Source organism: Burkholderia glumae LMG 2196 = ATCC 33617, assembly GCF_000960995.1.
Classification (GTDB): Bacteria; Pseudomonadota; Gammaproteobacteria; order Burkholderiales; family Burkholderiaceae; genus Burkholderia; species Burkholderia glumae.
Genome location: NZ_CP009434.1, coordinates 2682700 through 2708828 on the forward strand (window position 1 = coordinate 2682700; position 26129 = coordinate 2708828).

The window sequence follows — 26129 nt, forward strand, 5'->3', positions numbered from 1 at the left end:
CCAGCCTTTGACTGAGGTTGATCGACGTTAAGCGGCGGGGCGCGTGCCGCGCGTCGCCGCGTCCGGGCGCGGGCGAGTCACGCCGCGCATCAGGATGATCAGGAGCGTCGCGCCGATCAGATCGAACGCGCCGAGTGCCACGAACAGCGGCTTGTAGCCGATGGAATCGGCAAGCGCGCCCACCAGCAGCGAAAAACCGAGTCCGCCGATCCACGCGGCCATGCCGGCGAAGCCGCTCGCCGTGCCGACTTCGCTGGAATCGAAAACATCGGCCGACAGCGTGTTGACCAGGGCCGAGATCATCTGATGGGCGAAGCCGCCCACGCAGAAGAGCGCGATGGCCTCGTAAGGCGAAGCGACGAATCCGATGCAGGCGGGGCCGATCATCATGAACGCGCCGAGCACGACGCCGGCGACGCGCGACCAGATCAGCGGGATGCGCAGATACTTGATCAGGAACGGAGACAGGTAGCCGCCGAACAGGCCGCCCAGATCGGCCGCGAGAAACGGCAGCCAGGCAAAAATGGCGATTTGCTTCAAATCCATGTGGCGCTCGGTTGCCAGGTAGAGCGGAATCCAGAAGCTGAACGTCTGCCAGGCCGGCTCGGCGAAGAAGCGCGCCTGCGCGATGGCCCAGAAGCGTCGCGTCGCGATCACGTCGCGCACACGGCGCCGGCCGCCGGCGGCGGACCCGCTCGGCTCCTTTCCGGCCACGATCTTTTCATACTCCTTGGCCGATATCTTCCGGTGATTGTCAGGAGAACGATAAAAGACGTACCAGATTGCCGCCCACGCGAAGCCGAGCGCGCCAGTGACGGCAAACGCGGCCTGCCATCCGTACCGCAAGGAGATGAAGATCACCAGCGGCGGGGCGAGCAGCGAACCGAGCGAGGTGCCGGCGTTGAAATAGCCCACGGCCACCGAGCGTTCCTTGTTCGGGAACCATTCGGCGACCACCTTCATCCCGGCGGGAATCGCCACCGCCTCCGTGAGCCCCATCAGCCCGCGCAGCGCGGCAAGCGATGCCCAGCCGCTCGCCAGGCCGTGCAGGCAGCCGACGGCCGACCACAGCATGGCGAAGATCGCAAAGCCCGCGCGCAGTCCGATGATGTCGATGACGAGCCCGCATACCGGCTGCATCAGCGTGTAGCCGACCTGAAATGCCCCCACCACGTAGGAGTACTGCTGCGTGCTCATGCTCAGGAGCGTCTTGAGCTGCGGCGCGAGCACCCCCAGCGCGTTGCGCGACAGGTAGTTGACGATGGTCCCCAGGCACACGAGGGCAATGATCCACCAGCGCAGGCCAGCTATGGTTTTCAAGTCCTTCTCCTTCATGTCTCCAGACCCGATCGCATCGGTCGGAATTTTCGAGTTATGTTCGATTCGGTACGCATTCGAACCATCACGGCAGTCATCGTACCACTTGGAAATGCCCGAAAAATAGGTGTAAATGCGGATAAAGCCAATATCCGCTGCGTCATGTTCGACGCTTTTCCCCATCTCGTCAGACAACGTCGGACATGAATTCGAAAGACTATGTTCGTTTTCGATCAGGCTCGCCGCTGCTGCCATGCGCGCGCCGGCTCGGGGGCGTCGAGCCATCGTCGGCCACAGTGAATCGGCGGCGCCGCAGCGAACCGCCGTGGAAAGCGCCGGCCGACGCGCGGCCAGGCACCGGCATCGGCCCGGGCCGGCGTGGTTGCGGCTGCGTAGTGATCGCGTCGACCGCTTCGCGGCAGCGCGCGATTCGCCGGCTGCCGCGCCAGCTCGGCGCGCATCGGCCCGAGCCCTGGCCGAGACGGGGCCGAGCCCGGATCGGCAGCAACCACGAGGTGGCGTGCGTTCCCGGGGCGAGCGCGGCAGCCAAGCGGAGCGGCGAAGCGCGCCGGCGGCCCTGCTCCGCGCTTGCGCGACCGCGTGCAGGCGGCCGCGCGGCCAGCCCCGGGGGCCGCTCAGACGTCGAACTTCACGCCCTGCGCGAGCGGCAGCTCGCGGCTGTAGTTGATGGTGTTGGTGGCGCGGCGCATGTAGTTCTTCCAGGCATCGGAGCCGGATTCGCGCCCGCCGCCCGTTTCCTTCTCGCCGCCGAACGCGCCGCCGATCTCGGCGCCGCTGGTGCCGATGTTGACGTTGACGATCCCGCAGTCGCTGCCGGCCGCCGACATGAACTGCTCGGCCTCGCGCAGGTCGTTGGTGAAGATCGCCGACGAGAGCCCCTGCGGCACGCCGTTGTGCAATGCGATCGCCTCGTCGAGCGTGTCGTATTCGAGCACGTAGAGAATCGGCGCGAAGGTCTCGCGCGTCACCACCGCCGTCTGCGCGGGCATCCTCACGATGGCCGGACGCACGTAGAACGCCTGCGCGCCGCCGGCCGCCACGCGCTCGCCGCCCGTCACCGCCCCGCCCTGGGCGCGCGCGTCGGCCAGCGCGGCCTGCATCGCCTCGAAGGCCGCGCGGTCGATCAGCGGGCCCACCAGCGTGTCGGCCGCCAGCGGATCGCCGACCTTCACCGAGGCGAACGCCTTCTCCAGGCGCGGCAGCAGCGCCGCGCTCACGCCGCGCTGCACGATCAGCCGGCGCAGCGTGGTGCAGCGCTGGCCGGCCGTGCCCACCGCCGCGAACGTGACGGCGCGCACCACCAGGTCGAGATCGGCGCTCGGCGCGACCACCATGCCGTTGTTGCCGCCCAGTTCGAGGATGCCGCGCGCGAGCCGCGCGCCGAGCACCTTCGCCACCTCGACGCCCATCCGCACGCTGCCCGTCGCGCTGACGAGCGGCACCCGCGGCGACGCGGCCAGCGCCTCGCCCAGCTCGCGCCCGCCGATCAGCAGCTGGTTCAACTCGGCCGGCGCCACGCCAGGATGGGCCGCGTCGAACGCGCGGATCGCCTTGGCGAGCAGCGCATCGCAGGCGAGCGCCGTGAGCGGCGTCTTCTCGGACGGCTTCCACACCACCGGATCGCCGCACACCAGGGCGAGCGCCGCGTTCCATGCCCACACCGCCACCGGAAAATTGAACGCCGAGATCACGCCGCACACGCCGAGCGGATGCCAGGTTTCCATCATCCGGTGGCCGGGGCGCTCGGACGCGATGGTCAGGCCGTACAGCTGACGCGACAGGCCCACCGCGAAATCGCAGATGTCGATCATCTCCTGCACTTCGCCGAGGCCCTCGGAGGCGATCTTGCCGGCCTCCAGCGTGACGAGGCGGCCGAGCGCCGCCTTGTGCTCGCGCAGCACCTTGCCGAAGCCGCGCACCAGTTCGCCGCGCAGCGGCGCGGGCACCGTGCGCCAGCGCAGGAACGCGGCCTGGGCGGCGTCGATCTTGCGCGCCGCGTCGGCGGCGCTGTCGGTCGCGAGCGTGGCGAGCACGGCGCCGTCGAGCGGCGAGCGCGCGGCGAGCGCCTCGCCGCGCCGGGCGGCGAGATCGACGCCGAGTTCGGCGAGCAGGGAGGAGACGGATTGCGCGGAAGTCACCGGGGAAGTCATGATGGGTTGGCCATGAATGAAGGTTCGCGAAGGACCGCGCGGCGCCGCGCGGGCGGCCCGGGTGGCGCGGCCTGCCGGCAGACGATACCAGAGCCGGCGCGATCGGGCCTGAAGCGGCGCGCGCGCCCTCGGCGCGCCGCACAACAAGCCGTATGGTGTCCCGAGGATCGCCCGCCGCCGCGGCCGCCCGGCACGGCCGGCATGCTCCCAAAACGGCGCCCGGAGGCACCGGACCCACATGCTAGAATGCGCCGATCCAGCCGCCGACATGACCCCATGAAACAAGGTAGCAACGCCGATGCGCCCGACGGCGCGACGCCGGCCCGAGGCAGCCGCCGCGACGAATCACGCCGCAAGTACGACCCGGAGCAGACCAAGCGCAACATCCTGGAGGTCGCGACCCAGGAGTTTTCCGCGATGGGCCTCGCGGGCGCGCGCGTCGACGCGATCGCCGAGCGCACCAACACCACCAAGCGGATGCTCTATTACTACTTCGACAGCAAGGAAGGGCTGTACGAGGCGGTGCTGGAGAAGGTCTACGGCGACATCCGCACGCTCGAGCTCGAGCTCAACATCGGCGAGCTGACGCCCACCGAGGGCATGCGCCGCCTCGTCGAATTCACCTTCGACTACCACGACAAGCATCGCGACTTCGTGCGCCTCGTCTCGATCGAGAACATCCACGGCGCGAAATACCTCGAACAGCTGAAGTCGTTCAAGAACCGCAACCTCAGCATCATCAAGACGATCGAGGACCTGCTCGTGCGCGGCGCCGAGGCCGGCGAATTCCGCACCGGCATCGACGCGTTCGACCTGCACCTGATGATCAGCTCGTTCTGTTTCCACCGCGTGTCCAACCGCTACACGTTCGGTGCCGCGTTCGGCCGCGATCCGTCGGCGCCGCGGCTGCGCGTGCGCCACCGGACCATGATCGCCGACAGCGTGCTCGGCTACATCGCGCGCTGAACGGCACCGGGCGCGGGACCCCGTCCCGCACCCTCGGCTCAGCCCGGCGGCGGCGCCGCCAGCGCGATGCGCGCCTTCTCCTCGGGGCTGCCCGCCACGAAATACTTCTTCGTCCAGCGCGAATCGGGCTGCAGCGCAAGCGTCGGATGCGCGTCGGCATGCAGCTTGCCGCCGCGCGCGGCCCCGATCGCCAGCGCTCGCGCGCGATAGTGCTCGTAGAGCCGCAGGAACTCGGCGAGATAGGTGCCGGCGACGCGCCGGTCGCGGATCTCGAGCAGGTTCTCGTCGTTGTAGTGCTCGGAATTCGCGCTCATGTTCGCCGAGCCCGTGTAGACGATCGGGTTCTCGCCTTCCGCATCGATCACGATGAACTTGTGGTGGATCACGACGGGCGGATAGGCCGGCGCGGGCTCGCCCGGAAACAGGCGCAGCTCGGGCTCGAAGCCCTCGGGCACGGTGGCCGGCGAGAAGTACTCGGCATCGATCAGATCGCGGTGGTCGCGGCTGCGGTGATAGAGCTCGAGGTTCGCCAGCTGCATGGTGCCGATCGGCTTGCCGTCGCGCTGGGCCGCGTCGGCCTGCTCGGCCCCCTTCACGCTGATCCGGTTCACCAGCCCGAACATCATGCGCCCGGCGTCGCCGGCCGCGAAGCAGGCCTCGCGCAACTCGGCGTCGGTCGGCATGAACAGGCAGAACACCACCGAATGCCGGGCCGCCCGGATCGCCGCGACGATCGTGTCGATCTCGATGCGCGTCTTGCCGGGCTCGGGCGAGAACGCCACGCGCACGCTGGCGCTGCCGACCTGCGCCGGTGCCGACCAGCCGCTCGCGAGCTTCGCGGTATCGGCGATCGACGGGTTCGCGGCCAGCGCGCGGGCGCGCTCGTTGTAGAGTCCCGCGAGGATCGCCGAGTCGAAGCTGTGCAGCACGTTCGCCTGCTCGGTGAGGCCCTCGGTCGTGAAGTTCGCCGAACCCGTCAGCAGCACGGCCGGATGCGGACCGGCGGCGCGGCCGTCGGTCACGATGAACTTGTCGTGCATGATCCGCGTGCGGTCGCGCGGCGCGAGCGTGGCGAGGCCCCGCAGCGCGTCCACCGCCGGCTGGTTCGGCGAGGGCAGCGGCGGCTTGCCGGTGCGCTCGATCTCGTGCGAGTCGTAGACGATCGCCAGCGCAGCGGCGCCGTGCCGCCTGCCGAACGCCTCGAAGGCCGGCAGCGCCCACCGCGTGTCGGTCAGATGGTAGACGGCCGACACCGCGCGCGTGGCCGGCCCGAGCATCAGGTCGAACACCTGCTGCAGATCGTTGGCGAGCCAGGTGCGCAGCGCGAGCGCCTGTGCGTCGGTCGGCGTGTCGTGCTCGCCGATGCCGAGCGCCGCCACCTGTCGCGCGAACGCCTGCGAGCTGACCACGGCGCGGTTGAACCAGGTGCCCACGCCGTCCACCACGTGATCGGGCAGCGTCAGCGCGCAATGGCCGGCCTCGGCATCGAGCAGCTCGAGCGCGTCGGGGTGGCCCACCACCGGGAACACGTCGTAGCGAAACGACTGGCCGCGATCGGGCGGATCGATGCGCGCGTCCCACCACATGAACTTCTGGATCGGCGCCTGATCGGTGGGCGCGTCGCGCTGCGGGTCGGCCACCGGGCCGTCGAAGCTCAGCCGGTTCGGCAGCCAGCTGCTGGCCGCGCGCGTCTTGCCGTCGGCGCCGTGGAAGCCCGGCGTGCGGCGGATCGCGAAGCCGAGGAAATCGTCTCGGCTCGCCGCCGGCGGCCAGTCGAACGCCAGCAGGACCAGGGTCGGTGACAGGTAACTGCGCACGGTGACGGACATCGGCTCGCTCCTCGGCTCGGGTGGAGCGTCCAGTGTCGGCGGCGCGCTTGCCAGCGCAATGACACCGGCGTGACGATTTCGTGTCGGCGGCATGAAGGCCCGCCGCGATCCGGGGCGCGGCCGCCCTGCCCGCCTGCCTGCCCGCCCGCCCGCCCGCCTGCCTGCCCGCCTGCCTGCCCGCCTGCCTGCCCGCCTGCCTGCCCGCCTGCCTGCCCGCCGCCGGGCGCGCGCCGGCCGCCTGTCCGGCCCGGGCGGCTCAGGCCTCGCAGACGATCAGCTCGATCCCGCGCGAGGCCACGGCGCGGCGCACGGTCTTCTCGGGCATGCGGTCGGTGACGAGGTAGCGCGTGTGCTCGATGCCGTTGATGCGCACCGGCGTGACGCGGCCGAACTTCGAGTGGTCGGCCACCACCACCGCCGTCGCGGCCGACGCCAGCATCCGGCTGCGCACCTCGGCGGCGATCCGCGTGTAGTCGGTCAGGTCGCCGTCCTGCGTCACGCCGCCGGCGCCCACGAACGCGAAATCGACGTGGTATTGGGCCAGCTGCTGGATCGTGTCGAGGCCGAACGTGGCATCCTCGTCGTCGGACAGCTCGCCGCCCAGCAGCGTCACGCGGTTCTCGTTGCGGCGCGCGAGCGCGAACGCGATGCGCCAGTCGTTGGTGTAGACGGTCAGACGGTGGCGATCCGTCAGCGCCAACGCGACGGCATGGGTCGTGCTGCCCGAATCGAGCAGCAGCGACGCGCCGTCGGGCACCAGGTCGGCCGCGCGCCGGCCGATCGACTGCTTGGCGTCGGCGTTGGCGGCCTCGCGCTCGGACAGGCTCGGCTCGCGGCGATCGGCGGCCAGCGCGCCGCCGTGGGTGGTGACGACCAGCCCGCGCGTGGCGAGCGCGTTCAGGTCGCGCCGGACGGTTTCGCGCGACACGCCGAGCGTGCGCACCAGTTCGGCGACCGACAGCGCGCCCGAGCGGGACAGTTCAGACAGGATGTACTGGTGGCGTTGTTCTGCGAGCATGAAGCGATCCGAAGTGCGTCGAAGGCACGGGCGGCCTATTGTAGTACGGCGACTTGACAGCGCCGCGAGCATTCGGCAAGGGCCGGCGCCGCCCTGCCCGCGCCCGGCGGCCATGCGCGTAATGATCTGTTGCGCGCGCCGGCCTCAATCGCACGCCGCGCCGTTGCTACACTCGCGGCTCGTCAGCAACCGCAGCCGTGGAGCCCCGCGATGTCCGAAGCCAGCACCGCCCTCGAAATCCGCTTTTCCGCCAGCCGTCTCAACGACGGCGCCGGCGACCCGTACTGGATCGACCTGACGCTCGAGGAGGCGCGCCGGTTGCACGCGCAACTGGCCGCGCGGCTCGACGAGGCGGCCGGCCGCTTCGCGGCGGTGGCCTCGCGCGAGACCTTCGTGCTGGGCTGAAGCGGACGGGGCGCCGCTGCACCGGCGCCGGCGAGTGCAGGTTTTGACAAGACGCGCGGCCACGCCGCCCCGATACTGCGCGCATTGCCGTTTCGCCGCCGTCGCGGCCTGTCCCGCATGCCCGCCCTGCTCGCCGCCGCCGCGTTCGTCGCGCTCTGGTCCACCGGCTTCGTGGTCGCCCGCGCGATCCCCCCCTACGCCGATCCCAATCTCTACCTGCTGGCCCGCTTCGGCGGCACCGCGCTGCTGTTCGGCGCGATCGCACTGGCCACGCGCGCGCGCTGGCCGGCCGGCCGCGAGTGGGGCCGCCATCTGCTGGCGGGCGCGCTGCTGCAGGGCTGCTATCTCGGCGCGAGCTACTGGGCCGTCGCGCAGGGCCTGCCGGCCGGCGTGATGGCGCTGCTGGGCGCGCTGCAGCCGCTCGCCACCGCCGCGCTGGCGGTGCCGCTGTTCGGCGAGCGGCTGCCCGCGCGCGGCTGGGCCGGCATGGCGCTCGGCCTGGCCGGCGTCGCGCTGGTGCTCGCGCCGAAGCTGGCCGCGCCGGCGGCGGCGGCGGGGCTGTCGGCCTTCACGGTGCTCGTCGCGCTGCTGGCGATCGCCTCGATCACGGCCGGCTCGCTCTACCAGAAAACCGCCGTCGCGAGGACCGACCTGCGCACCACCGTGGCCGTGCAGAATGCCGGCGCCGCGGCGGTGGCGGCCGGCTTCGCGCTCGCGCTCGGCGAGACGCGCTGGATCGCCTCGCCCACGCTGTGGTTCTCGCTGGCCTGGGGCGTGACGATGCTCTCGGGCGGCGCGATCGTGCTGCTGGTCTGGCTGCTGCGCCGCGGCGGCGCCGCGCGCGCCACCTCGTTGATGTTCCTCGCGCCGCCGCTGGCCGCGCTGCAGGGCTACCTGCTGTTCGGCGAGACGCTCGGCGCGCCGCAACTGGCCGGCTTCGCGCTGGCGCTGGCCGGGGTCGTGCTGGCGCGGGCGCGCTGAGCCGCGCGTTTGCGCTTATGATGCCCGATCTGACCTGACCCGTTCCGGAGCAACCCGAGATGACCCGTCCCGACTACGCCGCGCGGCAACGCGCGATCGCCGCCGAACTGCTGGTGGCACCGAGCTTCGACGCCGCCGCCGAGGCCGAGCGCCGCGTCGCCTTCCTGGCCGACTATCTGCGCTCGACCGGCCTGGCCACCTACGTGCTCGGCATCAGCGGCGGGGTCGATTCGTCGACCGCCGGCCGGCTCGCGCAACTGGCCGTCGAGCGGCTGCGCGCGAGCGGCTACGATGCGCGCTTCATCGCCGTGCGGCTGCCCTACGGCGTGCAGCGCGACGAGGAAGACGCGCAGCGCGCGCTGGCCTTCGTGGCCGCCGACGAGAACCTGACGATCGACGTCAAGCCCGCCGCCGACGCCATGCTCGGCGCCCTGGTGGCCGCCGGCCAGAGGTTTCGCGACGAGGCCCAGCAGGATTTCGTCCACGGCAACGTCAAGGCGCGCGAGCGGATGATCGCGCAGTACGCGGTGGCCGGCGCGCGCCGCGGCATCGTGATCGGCACCGATCACGCGGCCGAATCGGTGATGGGCTTCTTCACCAAGTTCGGCGACGGCGGCGCCGACCTCCTGCCGCTCGCCGGCCTGACCAAGCGCCGCGTGCGCGCGGTGGCGCGCCACCTGGGCGGCGCCGAAGCGCTCGTCATGAAGGTGCCGACCGCCGACCTCGAGGCGCTGCGTCCGCTGCTGCCCGACGAGACCGCCTACGGCGTGACCTACGATCAGATCGACGATTTCCTCGAAGGCAAGCCGGTGGACGATCACGTCTACGAAACCGTGCTGCGCTTCTACGAGATGACGCGCCACAAGCGCGCGCTGCCCTACACGCCGTTCGACTGGCCGCATCAGCCAGGCGGCGTGGTATGAGCACCGCGCCGCTCGGGGAGGCGCCGTCATGCTGATCGACTGGCAGGCCATCGTCGCCGTGTTGTCCGTCTACGTGGTCGGCGTGGTCGCGCCCGGCCCGAACTTCGTCGCGGTCGCGCACAAGGCCGCCTCGTCCACGCGCCCGGCCGCGCTCGCGCTGGTGGGCGGAATCGTCTCGGTCAACCTGTTCTGGGCGAGCTGCGCGATCCTCGGCGTCGGCATCGTGTTCACCGCGTTCCCGTGGATCGCGCTGGTGGTGAAGCTGGCCGGCGCCGGCTACCTGGTCTGGTTCGGCTCGCGGCTGATCGTCAAGGCGAAGGCCGCGCCGTCGGTGTCGCCGGCCGCCGGCGCCACCGACGCGAACCACCGCCGCGCCTACATGCAGGGCGTGGCCACCAATATCGCCAACCCGAAATCGATGGCGTTCTTCGCGGCCGTGTTCGCCTCGGCCACGCCCGCGCACGTCGCGTGGCCGACCTTCGGCGCGATGCTGTCGGTGGTGCTGGTGGTGTCGTCGTCGTGGTACGGCTGCGTCGCGCTGGTGCTCTCGCATCCGGAGGTGGCCGGCGCCTACCGGCGCGGCAAGGCCTGGATCGATCGCGCCTGCGGCGGCGTGATCATCGCGCTCGGCGTGCGCCAGCTGGTGCGCTGAGGCACGCGCGCCCCAAGGTGGGGGGCGCGCCGCCGGGCGCCCCGCCCGCGCGAAGAAAAATCCGGCCGTCAAGCGCCGCGAAACACAAATACAACGAAACACCCGCGCCGGCCGTTTCGCGATCTGCTCGAATCGCGCGCCACCGGGCGCGCCGCGCGCTCTTGCGAAGGCCGGAACTCTGAATTTCACGGTTCCATTCCGACACGTTTTTTCCTCTCCCTACACTGCGTCATCCGTCGCGTGACGGCCCCATCACGACCACCTTCAGGAAGGGAAAAACATGAAGACCACCTCGCGGCGGCACGCCGCGCTCGGCATCGCCGCCGCCGTCTCTGCGCTGTTCGCCGGTGCCGCGCACGCGCAGTCGAGCGTCACGCTCTACGGCCTGATCGACGAAGGCCTGAACTTCACGAGCAACGCCGGCGGCCACTCGGCCTACCAGCTTGCCAGCGGCGACACCGCGGGCAGCCGCTGGGGGCTGAAGGGCAACGAGGACCTGGGCGGCGGCAATCATGCGGTGTTCCTGCTCGAGAACGGCTTCAACCTCGACACCGGCAGGCTCGGCCAGGACGGCGGCGAATTCGGCCGGCAGGCCTACGTCGGGCTCGCGAGCGACCGCTACGGCACCGTCACGCTCGGCCGCCAGTACGACATCACCGTCGATCCGCTCGGCTTCGCGTCGCTGACCGCCGCGGGCAACTGGGCCGGCGACATCGCCACCGTGCCGTTCGACAACAACAACGAGGACTGGGATTTCCGCGTCAACAACTCGATCAAGTACGTGAGCCCGACCTGGAACGGGCTGACCGTGGAGGCGATGTACGGCTTCTCGAACCAGGCCGGCTTCTCGAACAACCGCCTGTGGGGCGCCACCGTCAACTACCAGCAGGGCGGCCTGACGGCGGCGGCTTCGTACCTGCGCATGAACAACCAGGGCGCGACGGCGGGCGGCGCGGTCACGGCGGGCGACCTGTTCGACGGCACCTCGCAGCAAAACATCGGCGCGGCGCTGTCCTATCGCTTCACGAAGGTGCAGGTGGCGGCCGCGTACTCGCACGTCGACGTCTACGATCCGACCAGCAGCGCCTGGCTCGCCAACGGCACGCCGTCGAACGGCGCGGCCTGGAACGCCTGGAAGTTCGACAACCTCGAGTTCAATTCGCAGTACTACTTCAACTCGGCGTTCTGGCTCGGCGCGTCGTACACGTTCACGATCGCGCACCTGCACTCGCAGCAGGGCGACTACGCGCCGAAGTACCACCAGCTCGCGCTGATGCTCGACTACGATCTGAGCAAGCGCACCTCGCTCTACCTCCAGACCGCCTACCAGCACGCCGTCAGCGCGCACACCGGCACCGGCTTCGACGATGCGCAGATCATCGACGCGTCCGCAGGGCCTTCGTCGGGCGTCAACCAGACGGTGGTGCGGCTCGGGATGATGCACCGGTTCTAAGGCACGGGAGGCGCCGCCTCTGCGGCGGGCGGCCCCGACGCTCCGGCACGCTCATGCCGCGTGCGCGTCGCAACGGCCTTGCCGGCGAAGCGGCGCGCGCCCGCCTAGAGGCGCGCCGGAGGCCGCCCCGCCATGTCGGACACCCCGAACGCGGGATCGATGTCCGAGCTTCGGGGTGCGGTTCACCGGGCCGGGCGTTGCGGCTTTCGCGCGCCGCGCTCAACCGCCCCGCTTCTTCGCCTGCAGCGCGCGAATCCGCATCACCGCGCCGGTATCGGCCACGGTCCGCTCGTAGAGCGCCGCGACGTCGCGCTTGAGCGCGGTGCGCGAGCCGCCGTCGAGATAGACCATGTGCCCCGACGGATAGAAGCGCGCCGACAGGTTCTTGCGCACCTTCGCGTCCTCCAGCGGCATCTGCTGCAGATCGAGCACGGTCTGGTAGAACGGCGTGACGAAATCGTAGAAGCCGTTGGCCGACAGCACCTTCAGGTCGGGGTTGAGCGCCATCACGGCGGCCAGGTCGCCCGCCGTGTAGAGGATCACGTTGCCCTTCGCGTCGAGGCCCACCTCCTTGCCGGTCGGGTCCGTGTGCTTGAAGTCCCAGTTCGCGAAGGCCTGGTCGTTGAGGTCGGTGAATGCCGAGTTCGAGGTGTATTTCAGCTGCTCGTTCAGATACGAATTCCACATCGCCGTGTAGACGCCCGACACGGCCGTCATGGTCGGATCGTTGCCGCCCGAGTTCGGATCGATATTGCCGGCGATACCGCTCGAGATCGCCGTGACGCGGCCGTCGTACGAGCCGAGCGAGAGCCCGCGCGCGCGCAGCAGCGTGGTCAGGAACACCGAGTTGCCGCGCGCGTCGTAGCTGGCCACGTCGAGGCTCCACGACAGCAGCGTGGTGGTGTCGATGCCGGTGTAATCGGACAGCTTCTGCACCACCGCCGCGTCGGTCTGGGGGAACTTGCGCAGCGCGTCGAGATAGTCGGTGCGCGCGAACTGCGCGACTTCCTCGCTGAACGCGCCGAGATCGGTCGGCGTGGGCATCACGCCGAGCCGCTTGTGATACCAGGCATCGGCCGCCGCGGTCGGCAGCACGCCCACCGGATTGCCGGCCTGCCGGTAGTCGAGGATCGACGACTGCAGCGTGATGCCGTTCAGGTCCACGCCGTCCTCGTGCAGCTTGTAGGCCAGCACGCAGCTGCGCGCCGTGCCGTAGGACTCGCCGTACAGGTATTTCGGCGAATTCCAGCGGTTGTTCTTCGTCAGGTAGCGCTTGATGAACTGCTTGAGCGAGTCGGCGTCCTCGTCCACGCCCCAGAAGTTGCGGTTCTTGAACGGCGCCACCGCGGCCGAGTAACCGGTGCCCACCGGATTCACGAACACCAGGTCGCTCTTGTCGAGCAGGCTGTCCGGGTTGTCCTCCATCTGATAGGGGGCGGGCGGCGTGAAGCTCGGCATCGAGGTGCGAATCCGGCGCGGCGCGAACGAGCCGAGCAGCACGAACACCGACGACGAGCCCGGCCCGCCGTTGTAGAAGAACGTGACGGGGCGCGTCTCCTCCTTCTGCCCGTCCTGCGTGAAGGCCACGTAGAACAGCTTCGCGTTCGGCTGCGAGCTGCTCGCGTCCACCGTCACGAGATGGCCGGCGCTGGCCGTGTAGGCGATCCGCTTGCCGCCGATGACGGCGGTGTGATGCGTGACGGCGGCGCTCTCCGTGGTGTCGCTGACCGAATCGTCGGGGCCGTTGCCGTAGGCGACCGGGTCGAAGAACGGCTCGTCGCGGCCGCGCGCGAGCGCCACCGGATTGACGGTCGGCGGCACCCCCTGCGAATTGTGTGCGCCATGATGCAGCGGAAACGTCTCGCCGCTTGCTGAGGAACCCGAATCGTTGCCCATCGTACCGCTCCTTTGATTTGGTCTTGCCTGCCTGAACGAACCACCATGAACCTCCTGCCACCCACCAGCCGCCGGTTCCGCCCGGCACCGCTCGCCCGTGCCCGTGCCCGTGCGCGGGTCGCGCGGCGGCGCCCGCGCCGGCCGGCGGCGCCCGCGCCGCGCGCCTAGTGCGCCGCGCCTTGCAGCACGGCCGCGATCTGCTTGCCGTCGGGGCTGCCGAGGCCCGTGCAGGCGTCCCAGCCGGCGGCGGCCGCAAAGGCGCCGTTGTTGCCGCGCGTTATGTCGTGGAATGCCGAGGGCTGCGCGTACAGCTTCGGATTGGCCCAGCCGACCGGGCTGCCCGCCGCGGCGTTGATGCGCGCGATCAGCGCGGCCCACAGCGGCGCCACGGCGCTGGTACCGCCCATCACGGCGGTGGTGCCGGCCACCGATATCTGATAGCCGGTGGTCGGCGAGGCGTCGCCGGCCACGTCGGGCACGCCGCGCTTGGTGAGCGGCGTGCTGCCGCCGCCCTTCAGCGCCGCCGAGAGCCCCTTCTGATAGGGCGGCGCGTCGAACACGGCGCTCACGCCGCCGCCGCCCGCGCCGCCGCCGGCTGCCTCGTCGTTCCACACCACCTCGCTGCGGATGCCCTGGCCCGCCTGGGCGTCGAGCGTGGTGCCGCCGCAGGCGAGCACGTAGGGGCTCGACGCCGGAAAATCGACGTGGTTCGAGCCGTCCTGCAGGCCGTCGCCGGAACCGTTGTCGCCGGAGGCCGCGCAGATCGTCACGCCGAGCGCGGCGGCCGACTTCAGCACGTTGTTGAAGGCCTGGATCGACTGCCGGGTCCAGCCGGCCTCGGGGCCGCCCCAACTGATCGACACCACCGACGGATGGTTCTTGGTGTCGTGGATCGCCTGGTTCACGGCCTGGATGAAGCCCGAATCGCTGTTCGGCGCGAAATAGACGGCGATGGTGGCGCCGGGCGCGATCGCCCCGGCCACCTCGATGTCGAGCGCGACCTCGCCGTCCGGGCCGTTCGGGTCGCCGGTCGGCGCATTGCTGCCGCCCGCCACGCTGATGTCGACGAGCGTCGGACGCGGCAGGCCGAGCTGGTCGAAGTAGCCGTTGATGTCGGCCGTGCGATAGCCGCCGCCCAGTTCGATCAGCGCGATGCACTGGCCGGCGCCGTCGCCGGCCGGGAAGTCATAGATCGAGGCGAGCTGCACCGGCGTGTAGGTGGTCCCGGCGGTGCCGCGGGCAGGCTGGAACGGCGGGCGGAAGCGGAAATGCGGGTGCGCCTGCGGCCGCGTGTCGAGGCCGAGCACGGCGGTGACGGCGTCGTGTAGCTCGTCGGGCAGTGCGATCGCGCCGGTGCATGCGCGAAACTTGCCGACCGCGTGGTGCTGGTATTGCTGCAGCTTGACGCCGAACGCGCGCTCGAACTGCTCGATGGTGCCGGCCAGCACGACCACGCTTTCCAGCGGGTCGACGCGCTCGACCGTCAGGTGATGCTGGCGCGCGAACGCCTCGGTGCGCTTGACGTCGTCCTCGCGCGAGCCGAAGTGCTGGGCGAAATCCTCGCGCGACACCGGCTTGGCGGCCGGGTCGCCGCTCGCGAGCCGGTCGACCAGGGCGTCGAGCGCCTGTTCTCCCTCGCGCCGCAGCATCACCGTCACATGTATCCGTTCGGCAGGATCGCAGGCGCCGACGCATTGGGATTCGGTGATGACCTTCGGCTCGCTGCCTGCGTGAAGATGCCTTGCCATGTTATGACCCTCCAAGTTACCGCGTGTACGGACTACGGAAAATCCGATCCGGCCTGCCGGATGCGTGGCTGGCGGGCCGCCGGCGTCGCGCTCTCAACGACGCCGGATCGATCGATCTGAATGAAACGGCCAAACGAGTGTAAAGCAGCGGCGGCGATCGCGCGCGCGAGTTCGCGGCGCGTTCGGCTTGCGGAACGCAACATGTGCAACAAACCGTTGCGATGGGACGCCCGCGCCGGCCGTCGATCCGGCGGCCGAAAGACAGCGCGCGCGGGCGGCGGCGGGCCGGACGCGGCGGCCGGCGCGCGGGACCTCAGGCGCCCGGCAGGCGGTGAGCGGCTCGGGGGGCAGTCGTTTCGTTGCGCGGCGCGCGCGAAATATTTTTTTGCACCGATTTTGGGCCGCCCGCGGCGGGTTGCCGGCCGGGTTGCGCGGCTCGCCGTCCAGGTCGGCCGAGCGGCCGGCCGCATCGTGAACGGCTCGAGCACGCGCGCGGCGGCCCGCCCGCGCAAGCCGCCGCCGGGTGCGCCGTCAGTCGACCGACAGCCGGCAGGCGAACGCGAACAGCGCGGTGGCGAAAGTCCAGCGTTGCAGCGTCTGCGCGAGCGGGTGCGCGCGCATCCAGCCCGAGATCCGCGAGGCGCCGATCACGTAGGCGGCATCGAACAGTGCGCCGGTCACGATCAGCAGCACGCCGAGTTCGGTCATCTGCCAGCCCACCGCGCCCGCGGCCGGCCGCACGAACTGCGGCAGCAGCACCGAGCAGAACAGCAGCGCCTTCGGGTTCAGCAGGTTGGTGAGCAGGCCCTTGGTGAAATGCCGGCGCAGCGGCAGGCCGGCGCGCGTGGCCAGCGCCTCGCCCGCGAGCGCGAACGGCGGCGAGCGGAACACCTGCCAGGCCACGTAGGCGAGATAGGCCGCGCCGCCGTAGCGCACCACGTCGTAGAGCCACGGCGCGTTGCGCAGCAGCGCTGCGACGCCGCAGGCCGACAGCGTCACGTGAACGGCCCGCGCGAGCGCGAGGCCGCCGGCCGCCGCGAGGCCGGGGCGCACGCCGCGATTGATGCTGGTCTGCAGCAGCAGCGCCATGTCGGGGCCGGGAAGCGCGTAGACGGCGGCGAGCGCCGCGATGTAGAGGGCGAGCAGATGAGGCGAAATCATGGCGTGAATCGGGCGAAAGAAGCACAAGGACGGGAAAGCCGGCTCGGAAGCGGCCTGAAAACGCGCGCGGCCGCCGCAGCAAGGCCGGCGCGCGGGATGGCGCGCGACGGGCTTCATATTGCCGAAGTCGGCGGAGCGCTTTTGAGCTATCTACCCACTGCAATCAGGCAAGACGAGCGGCAATCCTCTATATTTCGATAACGAAAAAACGGAAACCGCCAATCATGTTCGATCTCGACAAAACCGACCGCGCGATCCTGGCCGCCGTGCAGCGCGACGGGCGCATCCCGATCGCGCGGCTCGCCGAATCGGTCGGCTTGAGCGAAACGCCGTGCGCGCGGCGTCTGAAGCGGCTGGAGAGCGAGGGCTACGTCGAGCGCTATCGCGGGCAGCTGTCGCGCCAGCGGCTCGGCTACGGCGTGGTGGCGTTCGTGCTGTTGCGCATCGCCGTCCATGAGCGAACCCTGGCCGACCGCTTCGAACGCGAGGTGCTGGCGATGCCGCGCGTGCTGTCGTGCCACAACGTATCGGGCTCGGCCGACTATCTGCTGCAGGTGATCGCGCGCGATCTCGACGACTACGGCAGCTTCGTGCGCGACGCGCTGCGCGTGCTGCCCGGCGTGACGTCGGTGGAATCGGTGCTGTCGCTGCGCGAGGTGAAGGCCGACGCGGGCCTGCCGATGCCGTGACGGGGCGCCAGGCGCCGCGGCCGCCGGCACGGCCGACCCACGCGGCGCGCCCGCGCCGCCGCCGCGCGGCTCAGCGCGCGGCGGGCACGCGCAGGTGGGCGCTGGCGAGATCCTCGAGGAACGCGGCCACGATCGGGTCGGTCTTCGCGCGGCGCGCCACGACCATGTGGAACGTCACGTCGTAGTTGAGCAGCTCGGGGTTCAGCGGCGCGAGCAGCCCTTGGGCGACGTAAGGCGCGGCGAAATGCTCGGGCAGGTAGCCGAGGTGGTGGCCCGACAGGATCAGCAGCGCGACCGCCTCCATGTTGTCGGCGGTGCCCGTCACGCGGTCGGGCGAGGTGGACAGCTGCGCCTCCGGCAGCGGATAGGTGCGCCAGGCCCATTCGTGGCCGGCCGCGTCGGCGGCCGACAGCCCGCCCGCGCGCTCGAACAGCGGATGGCCGCGCCCGCAGTAGGCCACCTGCCGCTCGACGAAGAGCGGCGTGTAGTCGAGCACCGGCACGCGATGCCAGAAATAGCCGACCGCGATCTGAATCTCGTCGCCGAGCAGCTTTTCCTCGAGGTCGCCGGGCGGGCGCACCGAGATCGAGAACTTCACCGCCTCGTCGCGCGTGCGAAACGCGGCGATCGCCTCGGCGATGCGCGCGTTCTGGCTGATCGGCGTGTGCCCGATCAGGCCGATATTGAGCGTGCCCACCAGTTGCCGGTCCATGTGGCGCGCGGCGCTGCCGAACTCGTCGAGCGCCACCAGCAGCTTGCGGCTCATGCTCCGGAACCGCTCGCCCTTGGGAGTGAGGCGAAAGCCGCTGCGGCCGCGCTCGCAGAGCCGGTAGCCGAGCCGCGTCTCCAGCGACGACAGCTGCGCGCTGATGGTGGACTGCCCGACGTTGAGCACCGTCTGCGCGGCCGTCACGCCGCCCGCGTCGGCCACCGCCAGAAACACCCGGATCAGGCGCAGATCCAGCGTCGACAGATTCCCCAGCACCGCTTGCCCCCCTTGATTACATCGATTTCAGTCGATGTTGACGTCGAAACCTTGGCATTTTTCCTGTGCGGCGAAACGCGTACAACTGTGCGTCCCGCCGCGTCGAATGATACGGCAACCGTTCCCACCCAAGCGCATCATCGAGACGCCTCCATGACCGATCCCCGCTACTTCCAGCCGCTCGGCGGCAACGAAATGCCGCGCAGCGGCGGCATCGCCACCATGATGCGGCTGCCCCACCTGCCCGACGCGGCCGGCCTCGACGCCTGCTTCGTCGGCGTGCCGTTCGATCTCGGCACCTCGAACCGCACCGGCGCGCGCTTCGGCCCGCGCCAGATCCGCGCCGAATCGGTGCTGCTGCGCCCCTACAACATGGCCACGCGCGCCGCGCCGTTCGATTCGCTGCGCATCGCCGACGTCGGCGACGTCGCGATCAACCCGTACAACCTGCACGATTCGATCGCGCGCATCGAGGCGGCCTACGACGCGATCCTCGCGCACGGCTGCAAGCCGATCACGCTCGGCGGCGACCACACCATCGCGCTGCCGATCCTGCGCGCGATCCACCGGCGGCACGGCAAGGTCGCGCTGATCCACGTCGATGCGCACGCCGACGTCAACGACACGATGATGGGCGAAAAGATCGCGCACGGCACGCCGTTCCGCCGCGCGGTGGAGGAAGGCCTGCTCGCGACCGACCGCGTGGTGCAGATCGGCCTGCGCGGCACCGGCTACGCGGCCGAGGATTTCGACTGGTGCCGCCAGCAGGGCTTTTGCGTGGTGCAGGCCGAGGCCTGCTGGAACCAGTCGCTCGCGCCGCTGATGCGCGAGGTGCGCGAGCAGATCGGCGACACGCCCGTCTACGTCAGCTTCGACATCGACGGCATCGATCCGGCCTACGCGCCCGGCACCGGCACCCCCGAGATCGCCGGGCTGACCGTGCCGCAGGCACTCGAGATCGTGCGCGGCACCTATGGCCTGAACCTCGTCGGCGCCGATCTGGTGGAAGTCGCGCCGCCCTACGATCCGTTCGGCACCACCGCGCTGCTCGGCGCGAACCTCGCCTACGAGCTGCTGTGCGCGCTGCCCGGCGTGCGATATCGCGACTGACGCCGCGCCCGATCCGACGCACCGGGAGCCGAGCGCGCCGGCTGCCTCGCTGCCGCGCCCAGGCGCTCACGCTGGAGCAAGGCGCCTCGCCCGGGCATCACGTTGCGGTGGCCGCTCGGCAACCGCCGCGACGCGCCGCGGCGAAGATCTGCCGGTGCCTGCCGTGGCCGGCAGGTGCCCGGGGGCCATTGGAGAACGACCTCTAAAATCCGACAGGGGCCGCCGGCGCGCTGCGGCACGCGAGACCTGCCCCACCTCGGCGCCGCCGTGCGCCCTGCCTCGATACGGCGATGCCCCCGGCCGCCTGCCGATACCTCCCAGGCCGGCGACGAGCCAAATATTAAGCAGGACGCATTTTCCTTGAGCGTCGCTCGCCGCATTTGCTACGCTTGTTTCGACGCCCGGGCGGCGTCAAAAAATGTTTCTAAAATTTAAACGCTTAAATTCTACTGGAGCCGACCGGTTCGGCATCCATGTTCAGGAGGATGACGATGGACAGACGATCGATGTTGCGCTGGAGCCTCTCGGCCGCGGCGCTCGCCGGCCTTGATCTCGCCGGCGCGGTGCCGGCACTTGCCGCGCTGGGCGCGTCGGCACCCGGCTCGTTCGCGATGGGCGCGGACGTGTCGACACTGCCGCAGCTCGAGGCGCGCGGCGCGCGCTTCTTCGACCGCAACCAGGCGGGCGACTGCCTCGCGATCATGCGCGCGCACGGTGTCGATTCGATCCGCATCAAGGTATGGAACGACCCCGGCAATCCGGCCTTCTACCCCGCCAACCAGAGCGATCCGGGTGGCTACAACGACGCCGCGCACGCATGCGCGCTCGCGCGGCGCGCGGCCGCCCTCGGCATGCGCGTGCTGATCGACTTCCACTACAGCGACTGGTGGGCCGACCCGGGCAAGCAGTATCCGCCGCACGCCTGGGCGGGCAAGAGCCTCGCCGAAACCTGCGCACTGCTTTCCGCCTACACGACCGACGTGCTGCGCCAGCTGGCGCGGGTCGGCGTGCGTCCCGAATGGGTGCAGATCGGCAACGAAATCACGGGCGGCATGCTGTGGCCGCTCGGCAAGTACGACCAGTGGGACAACCTCGCGCAACTGCTGAAGACCGGGCACGACGCCGTCAAGGCATTCGATTCGAAGATCAAGGTGATGCTGCATCTCGACAGCGGCGGCGACAACGCGAAGAGCCGCTGGTGGTTCGACAACGCGACCCAGCGCGGTGTCGCATTCGACGTGATCGGCCTGTCGTACTACCCGCAATGGCAAGGCTCGCTGGACGACCTGCGCAACAACGCGAACGATCTCGCCGTGCGCTACGGCAAGGAGCTGATCGTGGTCGAGACGGCCTATCCGTGGACCACCAGCGACGGCGACAGCGAACCGAACTCGATGACGAACACCGGCTCGACGACGTTCCCGCCGTCGCCCGCCGGGCAGGCGCAGTTCATCGCCGCGGTGGCCAACATCGTGAAGGGCATCCCGGGCGGGCGCGGCAAGGGCGTGTTCTGGTGGGAGCCGGAATGGATTCCGACGCCAGGCGTGGGCTGGAAGGCCGGTGCCGGCGACCAGTGGGACAACAACACGCTGTTCGACTTCCACGGCAACGCGCTCTCGTCACTGGATGCGTTCCGGCAGCGCTGAGGCCTGACCGCTCGCGGCGTGAGCCGCGAGCGCGGCGGCCGGCCCGGGGCCGGTCGCCGCCGTGCGTCAGCCGGGCGTATCGCAGCGTCCGCGCGCGCGGCGCGCATCGTTCGCGGCGCCGGCGCCCGGCTCGCGGGCCGCGCGCAGCAGCCCCCATGCCGCGAGCGCCAGCGCGCCGCAGCACAGGAACGTCGCGCGATAGCCGAACAGGTCGAGCAGCGCGCCGGACAGGATTCCCGACACGATCGACCCGACGCGGGCGGTGCTGAAGAACATCGCGGTCGCGGTGCCGGGGCGCGCCGGCATCATGTCGCACACGCGCGTCATGCCGAGGCACGACGTAATCGCGACGACAGCGGCGCTCAGCAACTGGAGCGGCAGCACCGCGCCGACATGCGGCACCACCGCGAGTCCGGCGAAATAGAGCGCATGCACGGCCGCGCAGCCGGTCAGCCAGCGGGCCTTGTCGAGCCGGGACGAGCGCACTCCGAGCCAGAGCATCATCGGAATCTCCAGCAGCGCCGCCAGGCCGAGCGCGGCCGACACGTCCGCGGGCGAGCCGCCCAGGCCGCGCACGAGGAACAGCGGCAGCACGATCATCGTCGCGTTCGCCGCCAGGCCGATCAGCGTCAGTGCGGCCAGCGTGCGCATGACGACCGCTCGCGGCGCGGTGGGATGCGCCGCGGCCGCCGGCGCACCGGCGGCGCGCGCCGGCGCTGCGGCAGGGGCGGCCCGCGCGGCCGGCTCGGGAATCCGCATCACGATCATCATGCACACCGCGAAGCCGAGCGCGGCGGCAAGAAACAGGCCGAAGAAGCCCGCTTGCGCGAGGATCAGCGCGCCGAGCGCCGGCCCGAACACCCACGCCACGGACAGCATCGTGCGCAGCGCCGCCGCGGCGAGCTCGCGCTCGGCTTCGTCCGCCGCCGGCAGCACCGCGCGGGCGAACGAGAAGATGTGCGACAGCGACACGGCGCCCGCCCCCAGCAGCAGCGTGCCGGTGGCGATCACGGGCGCCTGGGCGCGCAGCCGGCACAACAGCGCGAAGCCGAGCCCGGCGGCCGCGAGCGACGCGACGAGCAGGGGCCGGTGGCGGGCATGGCGATCCGACCAGCGCCCCGCCCAGGTGCTCGCGATCACGCCGCTGGCCGCGATCAGTGTCATGAACCCGCCGGCGACCCACGGCGACATGCCGGCCGCCTCGACGCCGAACAGCGACAGAAACGGCGCGGTAAACGACATCGCGACGCCCAGCATCAGCGCGGCCGCGGACAGCGCGACGAAATGCGGAATCCGGACCAGGCCGGCAAACCGGGCTCGCATGCGCTCAGCCCGGCACGATCCAGGCCGCGGCGTCGACCGCGCCGATCACCGGCCCGCCCAGCACGAAGGTCGCGTTCACCGGCGCGGGCGCCGGCACCGGCGTTGCGCCGTAGTTGAGCGCGAACGTCAGGCGGCCGCGCCGGCGCAGCCGCAGGCCCTCCGGCAAGGCCTGCACCGGCAGCCCGGCCGCGCGCACGCTGCGCACGATCACCGCACGCAGCACGGTCGGATCGAAACAGGCCGGCGCGTACATCACGCGGCCATGCGCGACGAGTGCCGGCACGCCGTCGTCGAAGGACGCGAGCACCTCGACCTCGCCGCTGTCCTCGATGTGGTCGCGCCATTTGACGGCATGCCCCTCCACCCCGTCGATGCTCACGCGTGGCGCCAGCGACGGCCGCAGCGATTCGACCTGTTCGATCCGGGCCGGCAACACCTCCCTCAGCGGGCCGGGCGCGAGCCCCGGCACGATCGCGAACTCGGCGGTCCGGGAGCCGCTGCGCGGGCCGAACAGCCAGTGCCCGGCGCCGCGCTTGACCTGCTCGACCAGGCCGTCCGGCACGACCGGCAGGCTCGGCGCCACGACCAGCGCATAGCCGTCCAGGTCCGCGCTCGCCGCGACCAGATCGACGTCGAGCCCCAGCTCGCGCAGCGCCCGATACCAGTCGAACACATGCTGCTGATAATCGAAATCGGCGCCGTGCGGCTGAATCCGGATCATCCAGTCGGCTTCGTAGTCGAACAGCAGGGCCACGCGCGCGGGCGCCGGGCGAGCGTTCGTCAGCGCCGGATCGAGCGTCGCGAGTTCGGCGGCGACCCGTGCGACTTCGCGCCCGCCGGCGGACAGCCGGTCGTCCGGCGTATTCAGCCCCGAATGCAGTTGCTCCTGCGCATGCGGATATTGCCGCCAGCGGAAATACGACACGAGTTCCGCACCGTGCGCGAACGCCTCCCAGGTCCACAGCCGCACCGCGCCCGCGTGCGGCACGGGATTGTACGGCCCCCAGTTCACGGGGCCGGCCTGCTGCTCCATCACCCACATCCGCCCGCGGCCGATCGCGCGATACAGGTCATGCGAGAACGCCGACACGTCCGGATGCCCGGTGCGCGCCCAGCGCCGCTTGTCGCCTTCGTCGAGCGGCAGCACCTCGGTGCGCGGCACCGGATAGCTGTCCCACCCGGCGACGTCGAGGCCGGCGCGGGCGAACGCGTAGTGATCGAATTCCGTGAAGAAACCCATGAAGTTGTGCAGCACGTCGCGGCCCGGCGAATGCGCGCGAATCCGTTCGACCTGCAGCGCATGGAACCGCGCGACCTCGTCCGACTGGAAGCGCATGAAATCGAGCCGATGCGCCGGATTGGCATCGGTCGGCGTGTGCCGAGGCAGCTCGATCTCGTCGAAGCTGCGGTACTCCATGCTCCAGAACACGTTGCCCCACGCGCGGTTCAGCGTCGCGATCTCGCCGTAGCGCGCGGCGAGCCAGCGCCGGAAGCCGGCCAGCGCGGCGCGCGTGTAGCTCGGCAGCGTGTTGTGGCAGCCCAGCTCGTTGTCGGTCTGCCATGCGATCACGGCCGGATGGTTGCCGTAGCGGCGCGCCATCGCGTCGACGATGCGCAGGCAGTGTTCGCGATAGACCTCGCTCGACACGTCGTAATGGCGGCGCGAGCCGAACTGCCAGGCCTGCCCGTCCGCGCCGACCGGCAGGATCTCGGGATGGCGTTCGACGAGCCACTTCGGCGGCGAGGCGGTCGGCGTGCCGAGCACGATCCGCAGGCCATGCCGCGCGAGCGTGTCGATCGCCTCGTCGAGCCAGTCCCAGCAGTAGCGCTGCGGCTCCGGCTCCATGCGGCTCCATGCGAATTCGGCGATCCGCACGCAGCCCAGGCCAAGCTCGGCCATGCGACGCGCATCGCTCGCCCATTGTTCGCGCGGCCACTGCTCGGGGTAATAGCAGACGCCAAGGCGCATCGCGGCGTTCGTGCCGGCAGGAGAAAGGCTCATCGGGTCATCCTTTGGTCGCGCCGAACGTCAGGCCGGCGACGAAGTGTTTCTGCATCGCGAAGAACATCGCGACCGACGGCAGCGCGGCCAGCACCGAGCCGGCCGACACCAGGTTCCACGCGGTGGTCCATTGCCCTCTCAGCGCGGCGACGCCCACCGTGATCGGCGCGGCATCGTCGCCCTGGGTCAGGCACAGTGCCCAGAAGTAGTCGTTCCAGACGAAGGTGAACACCAGAATCGCGAGCGCCGCGAGGGCGGGCCGCACCAGCGGCAGCACGACGCGCAGGTAGATCGTCCATTCGCTCGCGCCTTCCACGCGCGCGGCCTCGATCAGCTCGAACGGCAGCTCGCGAATGAAGTTGCGCAGGAACAGCGTGCAAAAGCCGGTCTGGAACGCGGTATGGAACAGCACCAGCGCCCATACCGTGTTGTAGAGGCCGATGCCGAGCATGAGCTGCCGCACCGGGATCATCAGGATCTGGATCGGCACGAAGTTGCCGGCGACGAACAGCCCGAGCAGCACCGCGTTGCCGCGGAACCGGTAGTTGGCGAGCGCGTGCCCGGCCAGCGAGGCGAGCAGGATCGACGCGACCACCGACGGCACGGTGATCAGGATGCTGTTCGCGAAGTAATGGAGCATCGGCGTCTGGGTCAGCGCGGTGCCGTAGTTGTCGAGCAGCGCGAAGTGCTGCGGCCAGGACCAGTAGTGGCCGGCCGCCAGCTCGTCGCTGGAGCGGATCGAGGTGACCAGCACGGCCATCAGCGGCGTGAGCCACAGCGCGAGCGCGCAGGGCAGGGACACGCCATAGAGCCAGCGCGACGGCCGGCTCCAGCGGGAAACGGGCATGGGATACATGGACTTCGGGCTCCGGTACGGGATCAGGATTCGCTGCGCACGAGCTTGCGCAGTTGCCACGCGATATAGACGAGCATGATCGCGAACAGCACGACCGCGATCGCGGCCGAATACCCTTCGCGGTAGTACTTGATCGCCTGGTCGTACATGAAGTACGCGAGCACCGTCGAGCTGTCGAACGGGCCGCCCCCCGTCATCACCGAGATCAGGTCGAAACTGCGCAGCGCACCGATCACGGTCAGCACGATCGCCATGAACGTCGCCGGCCGCAGTTGCGGCAGGATCACGTGCCACAGCAGCGTGAAGCCGCGCGCGCCTTCCATCCGCGCGGCCTCGACGATCTCGCTGTTCAGGCCGGTCAGCCCCGTGAGGTAGAGAATCATGCAGAACGGAATCTGCGGCCACAGCGCCGCGACAATCACGCCGTAGGTCGCGTAGCGCGGATCGCCGAGCACCGGGATGCCGTGGCCGACGATCAGCTTCAGCAGGCCGAAGGTCGGGTCGTAGAACCACGAGAACACGAGCCCGACGACCACGCCCGGCAGGACGAACGGCGCGAAGAACAGCGATTTCACGAGCCGGATGCCGCGCACGTTCTGGTTCAGGTACAGCGCCAGCGCGAGCCCGAGCGGCGGCGCGGCGAGGAACAGCGCGAGCCAGGCGAGGTTGTTCTTCAACGCGACGTAGAACGTGTCGGATTGCACGAGTTCGCGGTAGTTGCCGAGGCCGATGAACACGGGCGGCGTCATCCCGTCCCATTCGTGAAAACTGAGCCAGATACTGCTGACGATCGGATACAGCACGAACAGGCTGAACAGCGCGAGGCCGGGCAGCACGAACAACAGCGCCGCGCGGCTGCGGCGGCGCGCGAGTGACGCGCCGGTGCGCGGCCGGCGGCGCGCACCGCGCGGCAATACGTTATCGGACAGGCTGAGTGACATCGGGAAACCCTCGGCAAGACGGACGAAAGCGGTATCGAGGGCCGGCGCGGCCGGCCC

21 protein-coding genes are annotated in these 26129 nt (G+C 70.3%); 9 read left to right on the forward strand and 12 right to left on the reverse strand.

Annotated elements, in window-relative coordinates; translation table 11 throughout:
* Nucleotides 1-27: 27 nt before the first annotated feature.
* Together KS03_RS11965 and amaB are read right to left on the reverse strand one after the other, a co-directional pair.
* Nucleotides 28-1335, reverse strand: coding sequence for an MFS transporter (locus KS03_RS11965; RefSeq protein ID WP_012733279.1), 1308 nt, complete (start codon nt 1333-1335; stop codon nt 28-30).
* 617 nt (nt 1336-1952) lie between these two features.
* Nucleotides 1953-3488 (reverse strand): L-piperidine-6-carboxylate dehydrogenase, encoded by a 1536-nt coding sequence (amaB, locus tag KS03_RS11970; RefSeq protein ID WP_039201506.1) that lies wholly within the window; start codon nt 3486-3488, stop codon nt 1953-1955.
* 276 nt (nt 3489-3764) lie between these two features.
* Here amaB and KS03_RS11975 point away from each other — a divergent pair, with 276 nt between their 5' ends.
* A complete protein-coding gene (locus KS03_RS11975; RefSeq protein WP_012733277.1) occupies nt 3765-4454 on the forward strand; it encodes a TetR/AcrR family transcriptional regulator in 690 nt (229 codons plus the stop codon).
* Nucleotides 4455-4492: 38 nt separating this feature from the next.
* On the opposite strand, the gene KS03_RS11980 is transcribed toward KS03_RS11975, so the two are convergent.
* Both KS03_RS11980 and KS03_RS11985 read right to left on the reverse strand, forming a co-directional pair.
* Nucleotides 4493-6283 carry a phospholipase D-like domain-containing protein gene (locus tag KS03_RS11980; protein WP_012733276.1) on the reverse strand — a complete coding sequence of 597 codons (1791 nt, stop codon included), beginning with the start codon at nt 6281-6283 and terminating at the stop codon, nt 4493-4495.
* 256 nt (nt 6284-6539) lie between these two features.
* Entirely contained in the window at nt 6540-7301 is a 762-nt protein-coding gene (locus KS03_RS11985) for a DeoR/GlpR family DNA-binding transcription regulator (RefSeq protein ID WP_012733275.1), read from the reverse strand.
* A 210-nt stretch (nt 7302-7511) separates the two neighbouring features.
* Between KS03_RS11985 and KS03_RS11990 the strand changes: the two genes are divergently transcribed.
* From KS03_RS11990 to KS03_RS12010, 5 genes are all read left to right on the forward strand, one after another.
* Entirely contained in the window at nt 7512-7706 is a 195-nt protein-coding gene (locus KS03_RS11990; protein ID WP_012733274.1) for a hypothetical protein, read from the forward strand.
* A 117-nt stretch (nt 7707-7823) separates the two neighbouring features.
* The gene (locus KS03_RS11995) at nt 7824-8687 is read left to right on the forward strand and encodes a DMT family transporter (protein ID WP_012733273.1); all 864 of its coding nucleotides are present in this window, start codon (nt 7824-7826) and stop codon (nt 8685-8687) included.
* Nucleotides 8688-8746: 59 nt separating this feature from the next.
* Complete coding sequence (gene nadE, locus KS03_RS12000; RefSeq protein ID WP_012733272.1) at nt 8747-9610, forward strand: ammonia-dependent NAD(+) synthetase; 864 nt, start codon at nt 8747-8749, stop codon at nt 9608-9610.
* Nucleotides 9611-9638: 28 nt separating this feature from the next.
* Nucleotides 9639-10262 (forward strand): LysE family translocator, encoded by a 624-nt coding sequence (locus tag KS03_RS12005; protein ID WP_012733271.1) that lies wholly within the window; start codon nt 9639-9641, stop codon nt 10260-10262.
* Nucleotides 10263-10542: 280 nt separating this feature from the next.
* Nucleotides 10543-11715: a porin gene (locus tag KS03_RS12010; RefSeq protein WP_012733270.1), complete on the forward strand. Its 1173-nt coding sequence runs from the start codon at nt 10543-10545 to the stop codon at nt 11713-11715.
* 219 nt (nt 11716-11934) lie between these two features.
* Here KS03_RS12010 and KS03_RS12015 read toward each other — a convergent pair whose 3' ends face one another.
* From KS03_RS12015 to KS03_RS12025, 3 genes are all read right to left on the reverse strand, one after another.
* Nucleotides 11935-13611: a S10 family peptidase gene (locus KS03_RS12015; protein WP_012733269.1), complete on the reverse strand. Its 1677-nt coding sequence runs from the start codon at nt 13609-13611 to the stop codon at nt 11935-11937.
* Nucleotides 13612-13775: 164 nt separating this feature from the next.
* Nucleotides 13776-15359 (reverse strand): S53 family peptidase, encoded by a 1584-nt coding sequence (locus KS03_RS12020; RefSeq protein ID WP_039201345.1) that lies wholly within the window; start codon nt 15357-15359, stop codon nt 13776-13778.
* Between the two features lie 531 nt (nt 15360-15890).
* Nucleotides 15891-16520 carry a LysE family translocator gene (locus KS03_RS12025; protein ID WP_012733267.1) on the reverse strand — a complete coding sequence of 210 codons (630 nt, stop codon included), beginning with the start codon at nt 16518-16520 and terminating at the stop codon, nt 15891-15893.
* Between the two features lie 224 nt (nt 16521-16744).
* Here KS03_RS12025 and KS03_RS12030 point away from each other — a divergent pair, with 224 nt between their 5' ends.
* The gene (locus KS03_RS12030) at nt 16745-17209 is read left to right on the forward strand and encodes an Lrp/AsnC family transcriptional regulator (RefSeq protein WP_012733266.1); all 465 of its coding nucleotides are present in this window, start codon (nt 16745-16747) and stop codon (nt 17207-17209) included.
* Nucleotides 17210-17279: 70 nt separating this feature from the next.
* Here KS03_RS12030 and KS03_RS12035 read toward each other — a convergent pair whose 3' ends face one another.
* Entirely contained in the window at nt 17280-18194 is a 915-nt protein-coding gene (locus KS03_RS12035; protein WP_012733265.1) for a LysR family transcriptional regulator, read from the reverse strand.
* A gap of 153 nt (nt 18195-18347) precedes the next feature.
* Here KS03_RS12035 and speB point away from each other — a divergent pair, with 153 nt between their 5' ends.
* On the forward strand, nt 18348-19304 hold the full coding sequence (gene speB, locus KS03_RS12040; protein ID WP_012733264.1) for an agmatinase: 957 nt from the start codon (nt 18348-18350) through the stop codon (nt 19302-19304).
* 491 nt (nt 19305-19795) lie between these two features.
* Complete coding sequence (locus KS03_RS12045) at nt 19796-20950, forward strand: glycoside hydrolase family 53 protein (RefSeq protein WP_012733263.1); 1155 nt, start codon at nt 19796-19798, stop codon at nt 20948-20950.
* 66 nt (nt 20951-21016) lie between these two features.
* On the opposite strand, the gene KS03_RS12050 is transcribed toward KS03_RS12045, so the two are convergent.
* The 4 genes from KS03_RS12050 to KS03_RS12065 are packed head-to-tail and all read right to left on the reverse strand — an operon-like array spanning nt 21017 to nt 26072.
* On the reverse strand, nt 21017-22273 hold the full coding sequence (locus KS03_RS12050) for an MFS transporter (protein ID WP_012733262.1): 1257 nt from the start codon (nt 22271-22273) through the stop codon (nt 21017-21019).
* 4 nt (nt 22274-22277) lie between these two features.
* Nucleotides 22278-24242 carry a beta-galactosidase gene (locus tag KS03_RS12055; RefSeq protein ID WP_012733261.1) on the reverse strand — a complete coding sequence of 655 codons (1965 nt, stop codon included), beginning with the start codon at nt 24240-24242 and terminating at the stop codon, nt 22278-22280.
* 37 nt (nt 24243-24279) lie between these two features.
* Nucleotides 24280-25131: a carbohydrate ABC transporter permease gene (locus KS03_RS12060; RefSeq protein WP_012733260.1), complete on the reverse strand. Its 852-nt coding sequence runs from the start codon at nt 25129-25131 to the stop codon at nt 24280-24282.
* A gap of 23 nt (nt 25132-25154) precedes the next feature.
* On the reverse strand, nt 25155-26072 hold the full coding sequence (locus KS03_RS12065; protein WP_012733259.1) for a carbohydrate ABC transporter permease: 918 nt from the start codon (nt 26070-26072) through the stop codon (nt 25155-25157).
* Nucleotides 26073-26129 lie beyond the last annotated feature (57 nt).

Coding starts and splice junctions, on each gene's coding strand:
- KS03_RS11965 (WP_012733279.1), bottom strand. CDS start 1,335: ATGAAGGAGAAGGACTTGAAAACCATAGCTGGCCTGCGCTGGTGGATC.
- amaB (WP_039201506.1), bottom strand. CDS start 3,488: ATGACTTCCCCGGTGACTTCCGCGCAATCCGTCTCCTCCCTGCTCGCC.
- KS03_RS11975 (WP_012733277.1), top strand. CDS start 3,765: ATGAAACAAGGTAGCAACGCCGATGCGCCCGACGGCGCGACGCCGGCC.
- KS03_RS11980 (WP_012733276.1), bottom strand. CDS start 6,283: ATGTCCGTCACCGTGCGCAGTTACCTGTCACCGACCCTGGTCCTGCTG.
- KS03_RS11985 (WP_012733275.1), bottom strand. CDS start 7,301: ATGCTCGCAGAACAACGCCACCAGTACATCCTGTCTGAACTGTCCCGC.
- KS03_RS11990 (WP_012733274.1), top strand. CDS start 7,512: ATGTCCGAAGCCAGCACCGCCCTCGAAATCCGCTTTTCCGCCAGCCGT.
- KS03_RS11995 (WP_012733273.1), top strand. CDS start 7,824: ATGCCCGCCCTGCTCGCCGCCGCCGCGTTCGTCGCGCTCTGGTCCACC.
- nadE (WP_012733272.1), top strand. CDS start 8,747: ATGACCCGTCCCGACTACGCCGCGCGGCAACGCGCGATCGCCGCCGAA.
- KS03_RS12005 (WP_012733271.1), top strand. CDS start 9,639: ATGCTGATCGACTGGCAGGCCATCGTCGCCGTGTTGTCCGTCTACGTG.
- KS03_RS12010 (WP_012733270.1), top strand. CDS start 10,543: ATGAAGACCACCTCGCGGCGGCACGCCGCGCTCGGCATCGCCGCCGCC.
- KS03_RS12015 (WP_012733269.1), bottom strand. CDS start 13,611: ATGGGCAACGATTCGGGTTCCTCAGCAAGCGGCGAGACGTTTCCGCTG.
- KS03_RS12020 (WP_039201345.1), bottom strand. CDS start 15,359: ATGGCAAGGCATCTTCACGCAGGCAGCGAGCCGAAGGTCATCACCGAA.
- KS03_RS12025 (WP_012733267.1), bottom strand. CDS start 16,520: ATGATTTCGCCTCATCTGCTCGCCCTCTACATCGCGGCGCTCGCCGCC.
- KS03_RS12030 (WP_012733266.1), top strand. CDS start 16,745: ATGTTCGATCTCGACAAAACCGACCGCGCGATCCTGGCCGCCGTGCAG.
- speB (WP_012733264.1), top strand. CDS start 18,348: ATGACCGATCCCCGCTACTTCCAGCCGCTCGGCGGCAACGAAATGCCG.
- KS03_RS12045 (WP_012733263.1), top strand. CDS start 19,796: ATGGACAGACGATCGATGTTGCGCTGGAGCCTCTCGGCCGCGGCGCTC.
- KS03_RS12050 (WP_012733262.1), bottom strand. CDS start 22,273: ATGCGAGCCCGGTTTGCCGGCCTGGTCCGGATTCCGCATTTCGTCGCG.
- KS03_RS12055 (WP_012733261.1), bottom strand. CDS start 24,242: ATGCGCCTTGGCGTCTGCTATTACCCCGAGCAGTGGCCGCGCGAACAA.
- KS03_RS12060 (WP_012733260.1), bottom strand. CDS start 25,131: ATGTATCCCATGCCCGTTTCCCGCTGGAGCCGGCCGTCGCGCTGGCTC.
- KS03_RS12065 (WP_012733259.1), bottom strand. CDS start 26,072: ATGTCACTCAGCCTGTCCGATAACGTATTGCCGCGCGGTGCGCGCCGC.